The organism is Mesorhizobium sp. WSM4983 (genome assembly GCF_029625765.1).
Lineage (GTDB): Bacteria > Pseudomonadota > Alphaproteobacteria > Rhizobiales > Rhizobiaceae > Mesorhizobium.
This window is the reverse complement of the sequence record NZ_JARTVM010000002.1, coordinates 618,939-626,637: the sequence shown is the minus strand read 5'-3', so window position 1 is coordinate 626,637 and position 7,699 is coordinate 618,939. Positions and strand designations below refer to the sequence as shown.

The window sequence follows — 7,699 nt, the reverse complement described above, 5'->3', positions numbered from 1 at the left end:
GTCCCGGGGGGCCGTCTTTGACGGCCCGCCGATTTTTACCTGATAGTCGCTCGGCATGCGGCCAGAGGGCCGCAGCGTCCGGAAAGGAGAAGGGCTCCGTGCCGCACTGGTTGCAATTGATGCTGGAGTCGCTGCCGACGCTGCTATGGGCGGCACTGATCTTCACCGTGCCGCTGACGCTGCTGTCCTTCGCCTTGGGGCTTATGGCCGGGCTGGTGACGGCGCTGATCAGGCTGTTCGGCCCGAAAGCGCTGGTCGCGCTTGTGCGCTTCTATGTCTGGATCTTTCGCGGCACGCCGCTCCTGGTGCAGCTCTTCCTGATCTTCTACGGCCTGCCGTCGGTGGGCATCCTGCTCGATGCCTTTCCCGCAGCGCTGATCGGCTTCACGCTCAATATCGGCGCCTACACGTCGGAGATCATCCGCGCCGTCATCGGCTCGGTGCCGAAAGGGCAGTGGGAGGCCTCCTATTCGATCGGCATGACCTGGAGCCAGGCGATGCGGCGCACGATCCTTCCGCAAGCGAGCCGCGTCGCGGTGCCGCCGCTCTCCAATACGTTCATATCGCTGGTCAAGGACACCTCGCTCGCGGCGGCAATAACGGTGCCCGAAATGTTCCAGGCTGCGCAGCGCATCGTCGCCACCACTTACGAGCCGCTGATCCTCTATGTCGAGGCGGCGGCGCTCTATCTGGCGATGAGCTCGGTGCTGTCGGCTCTGCAGGCGCGGCTGGAGGTGCGGCTCAACCGCTATGGCGGCTTCCTGGAGGCCAATGCATGATCGGCCTTACCAACATCGAGAAGCGCTTCGGCGACAATCTTGTCCTGAAAGGTGTCACCGTCAGCATCGACGAAGGCAGTGTCACGGCGCTGGTCGGGCCTTCGGGCGGCGGAAAAAGCACGCTCTTGCGCTGCATCAACCTCTTGGAAATTCCGACCTCGGGCACTTTGCGCATCGGCGACGAGACGCTGGAATTTCGGCCGGGCGCCAAGGTACCGGCGGCGGACATTCAGCGCGTGCGGCTGCAGACCGGCATGGTGTTTCAGAATTTTCAGCTCTTTCCGCATCGCACCGCGATCGAGAACGTCATGGAAGGGCTGGTGACGGTGCTGAAATGGCCGCAGGCGCGGGCGCGCGAGCGGGCGATGGCGCTGCTCGAGAAGGTCGGCATGGCGCATAAGGCCGATGCCTGGCCGGCGACTCTGTCAGGCGGCCAGCAGCAGCGCGTTGCGATCGCCCGGGCGCTGGCGCCGTCGCCGCGCGTGCTGCTTTGCGACGAGCCGACCTCGGCGCTCGATCCGGAGCTGGCGCAGGAAGTGGTCGACGTGCTGGGTCAACTGGCCCGCGAGGGCACCACCATGGTGATGGCCACGCATGATCTGAGACTCGCCTCCAAGATCGCGCAGGAGGTGGTGTTCCTCGATGCCGGCTCGATCGTCGAGAAGGGCCCGGCTTCGATCGTGTTCGACAACCCCGAGCGCGAGCGGACCAAGCGCTTCATCGCCTCGCTGCGGCAGGAGGAGGCGCGGAAGGAAGGCGGGGGCGGGGGATCAGGTACGATTCCTTCATAAGTTGGCGCTGCCCCTCATTGCCCTGCCGGGCATTTCTCCCCGTATAGTGACGGGAGAAAGGACGCTTTCATCAGAGAGTTCGCCAATCGCCAACGTTTCAGAATGGGCGCCAACGACGCCGTCATCTCGCTTCTCCCCGTTCACTATACGGGAGAAGGTGCCGGCAGGCGGATGAGGGGCAGCGCCGACCTTCCGATATTGCGCGCAACAAAAAACCCGGCGCCAGGCCGGGTTCTTCGTTGTTCGGCAGGCGAATGCTCAGGCAGCTTCTTCCTGCTCGGCTTCCTCGTTGTCGGCCTTGGCGCCGCGCTTCGGACCCTTGTTGAGGTTGACCTCGATGAGGCGAACCGCCTCGGTCTCCGACATGCGGTTGACGGCGGCGATCTCGCGAGCCATGCGGTCGAGCGCGGCTTCGTAAAGCTGGCGCTCGGAATAGGACTGCTCCGGCTGGTTGTCGGCGCGATAGAGGTCGCGCACCACTTCCGAGATCGAGATCAGGTCGCCGGAATTGATCTTGGCATCATACTCCTGCGCGCGACGCGACCACATCGTGCGCTTGATGCGGGCGCGGCCCTGCACGACCCTCAGCGCGCGATCGACATAATCCTCTTCCGAGAGCTTGCGCATGCCGATAGAGGTCGCCTTGGCGACCGGCACCTTAAGCCTCATCTTGTCCTTCTGGAAATCGATGACGAACAGCTCCAGCTTGTGACCCGCGACTTCCTGCTCGTCGATGGCCACGATCTGGCCGACGCCATGCGCCGGGTAAACGATAAACTCACCGGTCTTGAACCCGTGACGGGCCGCGGTGGACTTCTTCTGCGGGGTGATCGTTGCCATTACGCCCTGAACTCCTTAGTTGTAGCGCCGGCATGGCGGCGCCGGCTGAACTCAGACGATCGGCGGAAGCCGATCTTTAGCCGCACAACAAGTGAACTCACCGGAATAAGCCGGGGCCGACAAACCGCACGAATGCGATTGCCTGCCCCAGATCGCTCTGGTCCGGATTTGAAAAGTTCACCTTTCAGTGATTTGGGGCGTTAGCGCCATAAATCGACGTTGTGTCACCGGCATGTTTCGCGGATATAACACAAAAAGTCGGAAGAATCAAGGTTTTGCTGCATTCGCTAACGCCATGCGCCATCGCTGGCTGTCAAGACAGCAATTGTATCGGCTCGCTTACGTGGCGTCATGCCGGCTTGCCCGGTCCAGCCTTCAGTCGCCTTCGCCGGGCTCCGGCGAGAAATACTTCTCGAACTTCCCGGCCTCGCCGTCGAAGTTCTTGGCGTCGGCCGGCGGCTCTTTCTTGGCAGTGATGTTGGGCCATTTCTCCGCGTATTCGGAATTGACCTGCAACCATTTGTCGAGCCCGGACTCGGTGTCCGGCTTGATCGCGTCGGCCGGGCATTCCGGCTCGCACACGCCGCAGTCGATGCACTCGTCAGGATGGATGACGAGCATGTTCTCGCCTTCGTAGAAACAGTCGACCGGACAGACCTCGATACAGTCCATGTATTTGCATTTTATGCAATTATCGGTCACGACATAGGTCATCGCAGGCTCCGGGACGTCCCGTATTTGCTGGGCTTTTTTGGTGAGGTAACGCCTTTGCCCGCCGCTTGCAAGGGCAGGACTTCCCGCCTGAGCCGGCATCGCGGAAAGGAATTCCGCGCGCCTGCCGCGACGAGGTTCCGTCGAATCTTCTAGTCCTCGCCGAGCAGCCGGTCCGTCTGCCGCCGCTGCCGCTTGGTCGGACGGCCGGTGCCGGCTTCGCGCAGCGCCGGAATGGCGTCAGGAACCGCCTCGCCCTTGGGCGTCGGCGGCGGCGACATATCCTCGTAAAGCAGCCGCGCCTCGTCGGCAGGACCACGCCGGGCGCCGGGCCCAAGCACCTTCCAGACAAGGATTCGGCGGTCGAGCGTGATGGTCAGCACATCGCCGGCCTTGACCAGATCGGAGGCCTGCGCTGCTTTGTCGCGATTGATGCGGACGCGCCCGGCAACGACGAGCTTCGCCGCCAGCGACCGGGATTTCACCGCACGCGAGAAGAACAGCCATTTGTCGATGCGCTGGCGGCCTTCTCCAACCATCGGGACCGGCCGAGGCTATTTCTTCAGCTGGTCGCGCAAGGCGGCGAGCTTGGCAAAGGGTGAATCCGGATCAAAGCGCTGCGGACGCTCCTCGCGCGGTTTGCCCTGGAAGGCCGGCTTGCTGCCGCCTGCGGCATTGCCTTTGCCGTCCTGCCTGTTGCCTTTCCAGTCCGGCCGGCCCTCGCGGCGGCCCCCCTCGTGGCGATCGGCACGCTCGCCCTGCGGCCTGCCTTCGCGCCGTTCGCCGCCTTCGCGTTCCGGTCTCGGCTTGAACTTCGAGCGGTCGAAGCGCGGCTTGCCGGCCCCGTCGCGCTGGTCGCGGCGGCCCTCACGGGCTGGCCGATCGCCGGCCTGGCCACCCGTGGCAGCCGCCTGGCCATCGCCTGCAGCCTGGCCGTTGCGCGGACGATTGTCGCGGCGATTGTCATGGCGGTGGCGCGGGCGCGAATGGTCGAAGCGCGCCTGCCGCCACAGCAGGATCGGCTTCGGCTCTTCCGGCTCGGCGGGGGGCTCTGCGCCTTCACCGCTTTCGCCCTCGTGGAGAGCGCCGGCGTCGGCGGTGTTGGTGCCGTCTGCATCGTCGGCGCCGTCAGCCCCACCCGCGTCGCTTCCCGCCGCGACCTCCCCCATCGAGGTGGAGGCGTCGCCGCTTTCAGCCGACCCAAACGCTGCTGCAGCGTCCACCGCTGCAGCGGTCTCCACAGGCGGAGTCTCTTCCGCGACCGCAGCCGAAGCTTCCGCCGGATCTTTCGCGTCAGGCTCCGTCGCGGCTTCCGCGATGGCGTCGGCAGGAACTTCAGCGGCAGCCGGCTCGGATCCCTCGATCGTTGCCTCTACAACCGTGTCTGTTGCCACGGCGTGCGCCTCTGCCGCCTGTGCAGCACGCGCAGCCTCTTCCGGCGCAAGCTTCGCAGCCGCGGCCTCGCGGGCGGCATTGTCCAGCGCGTCGAGCTTGGCCTTCACCTCCGCCGCCGGCTTCGGTTCGGCGCGATAGCCAAGGCCTTTGAGGATCTCTTCCATGTCGTCGGCGGTGGCGCCGAGGATCGACATCATGGGCGGCGTCACCATGAAGGCGTGGCCGTCATAGGCGCCGTCCGGTCGCTGGCCGAGGCCGGGCTTCCAGTTTGTCGCGGGGCGAATGAGATCGGCCAGCCGCTCTAGGATATCGACGCGTACGGCGCGGCGGCCGAGATTGCGATAGCCGGCGAGCTTGTAGAACGTCTTGTCGAAAGCAGGATCGATCACCACCGAGGTGCGGCCCGATGCCAGCGCATGCACCACGTCGCCGAAACCTGGCTTGTCCTTGCCGTCGCTCTTAAGCGCCCAGAGCAGCGTCACCAGCCCGGCCGGCGCCGGCTTGATCAGCGCCGGCACGAAGACGTGGTAGGCACCGAAGCGCACGCCAAGGCGCCGCAGGGCCGCCCGGCCTTCCTGGTCGAGCGACTTCATTTCCTCGGCGATGTCGCGGCGGTTGATGAGACCGAAATGCTCGACGAGCTGGAAGGCGATGCCGCGCGCGATGCCGGTGAGCTGCTCGGCGTTCTTCAAATCGACCAGCGGCTTCAAGAGCGACTCGATCTGAAAATTGACGAAACGCTCGGCGCGCGCCGCGACCTTGTCGCGGGCAGGGCCGGTGAGCTGCTCGTCGGCAAGCAGCACAAGGCGCGGCTTCAAAGCCTCGTCGCCGGCAACCAGGGTGCCGATCGGCGCGCCGATCCAGCGCAGGACACCGTCCGAGCCCAATGCCAGATCGCCGTTGGCGCACGCGGCGAAGCGCTCGGCGCGCGCCTCGAACTCAGCCGCGAGCGCCTTCTGGGCAGCGGTGCGCACCGCCTTGGCGTCCTCGCCGCCGGCGCTCTGGTCGGCGGTGAAGCGGAATCCCTGCAACTCGCCGACGTGATGGCCTTCGACGAGCACGGTTCCGGTTGGGCTGATTTCAGCTTCAGGCATGGTATTTTCTCTAAGGCGCCGCATGAGGACGGAAGTCCTGCGGTCTACGAAGCGTTTCGTCAACCGCTCATGCAGCGCATCCGACAATCTGTCTTCGATTTCGCGCGTCTTTTCCTGCCAGTGTAGCTGATCGGCCAGCCAGCCCGGTCGGTTGGAGACGAAGGTCCAGGTGCGGATCTGGGCGATCCGGTGCGACAGCGTGTCGATATCACCATCCGTGGTGTCGGCCCGCCGCACCTGCTCGGCCATGTAATTCTCATCGACATGGCCATGGCGTGCAAGGTCCATGTAGATCGAGGCGATGAGGTCGGCATGCTGGGCGGGCGCGATCTTGCGGTAGTCCGGCAGCGCGCAGGCCTCCCACAGCAGCGCCACGCGCTCCCTGCCGGTGGCTAGCGTCCTGATGTCCGCGTCGCGCGACAAATGTTCCAGCGCCTGGGCGTCGACCGCCGGCAATGCCCGGGTCAGCCCTTCGACCGGCGCGTTGGTCTCGATCGAGCGTTTCAGGGCATCGAGGCTGGCAAAATCGAAATCGGCGGTGCGCCACTGCAGCACCTTCACCGGGTCGAAATCGTGCCCCTCGATCTTCTTGACCAGATCCTCGTCGAACGGATCGACCTGGCCGGTGACGCCGAAGGTGCCGTCGCGCAGGTGTCGGCCGGCACGCCCCGCGATCTGGCCTAGCTCGGCGGCGGTCAGGTTGCGGTATTGGTAACCGTCGAACTTGCGGTTCTGGGCGAAGGCGACGTGCTCGAGGTCGAGGTTCAGGCCCATGCCGATGGCATCGGTGGCGACGAGATAGTCGACGTCGCCCGACTGGAAGATCTCCACCTGGGCATTGCGGGTGCGGGGACTGAGCGCGCCGAGAACGACGGCAGCACCGCCCTGCTGGCGGCGGATCAATTCGGCGATGGCATAGACCTCGTCGGCGGAGAAGGCGACGATCGCCGTGCGCCGCGGCAGGCGGGTGAGCTTCTTCGAGCCGGCATAGGCAAGATGCGACAGCCGCGGCCGCGTCACCACCGAGACGCCCTTCAGCAGGCGTTGCAGGATGCCGTGTATGGTGGCGGCGCCCAGAAGCAGCGTCTCCTGGCGGCCGCGCAGATGCAGGATGCGGTCGGTGAAGATGTGGCCGCGTTCGAGGTCGCCGGCGAGCTGCACCTCGTCGATGGCGACGAAGGCGGCATCGGTCTCTCGCGGCATCGCCTCCACGGTGCAGACGGAATATCTCGCGCTCGCCGGCACGATCTTCTCTTCGCCGGTGATCAGCGCCACCTTGCTGGCGCCGACCTTCTCGCAGACGCGTGTATAGACCTCGCGGGCAAGGAGCCTCAGCGGCAGACCGATGATGCCGGTGTCGTGCGCCACCATGCGCTCGATGGCGAGATGGGTCTTGCCGGTGTTGGTGGGGCCGAGCACGGCCGTCACGTCGCGGCCGGAAAGGATCAGCGGCTGGGAGGGTTTCGGCTGGATATTCATCGGCTCGGAAATGAGGCTTTCTGCCGCTCGTTGTCGGGGACGCGGCGGTGCCGCCGCGTGTGACAGGGCACACATAGGGATTTCAGACGCGAAGCGAAAGCGGAATGTTCTCATCAACAGATGGCGCGACGACAGGCAAGGTCAAAATCCGCGGTCGATTAACCGTTGGAACGAGTCTGGAACGAATCGGCGACGAATCACTGACTCACTCTGATTCAGGTTTTGTTCACGGCTATATGTGGATTTTTTGGCCATGAGTCTCACCACATGCTGAATCTGTGAACTGGCCCGTTTCGTGCTTGGCTCGCGCTGGTTCCGGAGCGTCGTTAACCTTTGCGGGGGAGCGACCGCGACGGACTCGAGCGCGGCCGCGAACATTATGAAATGGTTGATCTTTCCTAATCGTCGTTAATCTTTTTCGCGCTGTTTCCGGCGTGGCCCGTTAACCTTTTGGCCAAAGCCGGAACGAATCGGCGACGAATCAGCGATCTGCAAAAATTCCCGGTTTGTTCACCCCTAGATATGGTGTTGTCCAAAGCTTGTGCACCGAAAAATTCACAGCATGTGAACCGGGTTTCCACAGGGCGCGGGGAGGCCGTTAAGTATTGCG

At 64.5% G+C, this 7,699-nt stretch carries 6 protein-coding genes; 2 read left to right on the top strand and 4 right to left on the bottom strand.

Going from position 1 to position 7,699, the window contains the following annotated elements; genetic code table 11:
• Window positions 1-98: 98 nt before the first annotated feature.
• Together P9254_RS10325 and P9254_RS10320 are read left to right on the top strand one after the other, a co-directional pair.
• Entirely contained in the window at window positions 99-779 is a 681-nt protein-coding gene (locus P9254_RS10325; protein ID WP_278053467.1) for an amino acid ABC transporter permease, read from the top strand.
• Window positions 776-1,570: an amino acid ABC transporter ATP-binding protein gene (locus P9254_RS10320; protein ID WP_067001874.1), complete on the top strand. Its 795-nt coding sequence runs from the start codon at window positions 776-778 to the stop codon at window positions 1,568-1,570. The genes P9254_RS10325 and P9254_RS10320 overlap by 4 nt, the downstream gene beginning before the upstream one ends.
• Window positions 1,571-1,828: 258 nt before the next feature.
• On the opposite strand, the gene P9254_RS10315 is transcribed toward P9254_RS10320, so the two are convergent.
• The 4 genes from P9254_RS10315 to P9254_RS10300 form a co-directional block, all read right to left on the bottom strand.
• Window positions 1,829-2,410 (bottom strand): CarD family transcriptional regulator, encoded by a 582-nt coding sequence (locus tag P9254_RS10315; protein ID WP_278053466.1) that lies wholly within the window; start codon window positions 2,408-2,410, stop codon window positions 1,829-1,831.
• A gap of 375 nt (window positions 2,411-2,785) precedes the next feature.
• Window positions 2,786-3,124, bottom strand: coding sequence for a ferredoxin FdxA (gene fdxA / locus P9254_RS10310; protein WP_067001876.1), 339 nt, complete (start codon window positions 3,122-3,124; stop codon window positions 2,786-2,788).
• 149 nt (window positions 3,125-3,273) lie between these two features.
• On the bottom strand, window positions 3,274-3,660 hold the full coding sequence (locus P9254_RS10305) for an RNA-binding S4 domain-containing protein (RefSeq protein ID WP_067001879.1): 387 nt from the start codon (window positions 3,658-3,660) through the stop codon (window positions 3,274-3,276).
• Between the two features lie 15 nt (window positions 3,661-3,675).
• Window positions 3,676-7,089: a helicase-related protein gene (locus tag P9254_RS10300; RefSeq protein ID WP_278053462.1), complete on the bottom strand. Its 3,414-nt coding sequence runs from the start codon at window positions 7,087-7,089 to the stop codon at window positions 3,676-3,678.
• Window positions 7,090-7,699 lie beyond the last annotated feature (610 nt).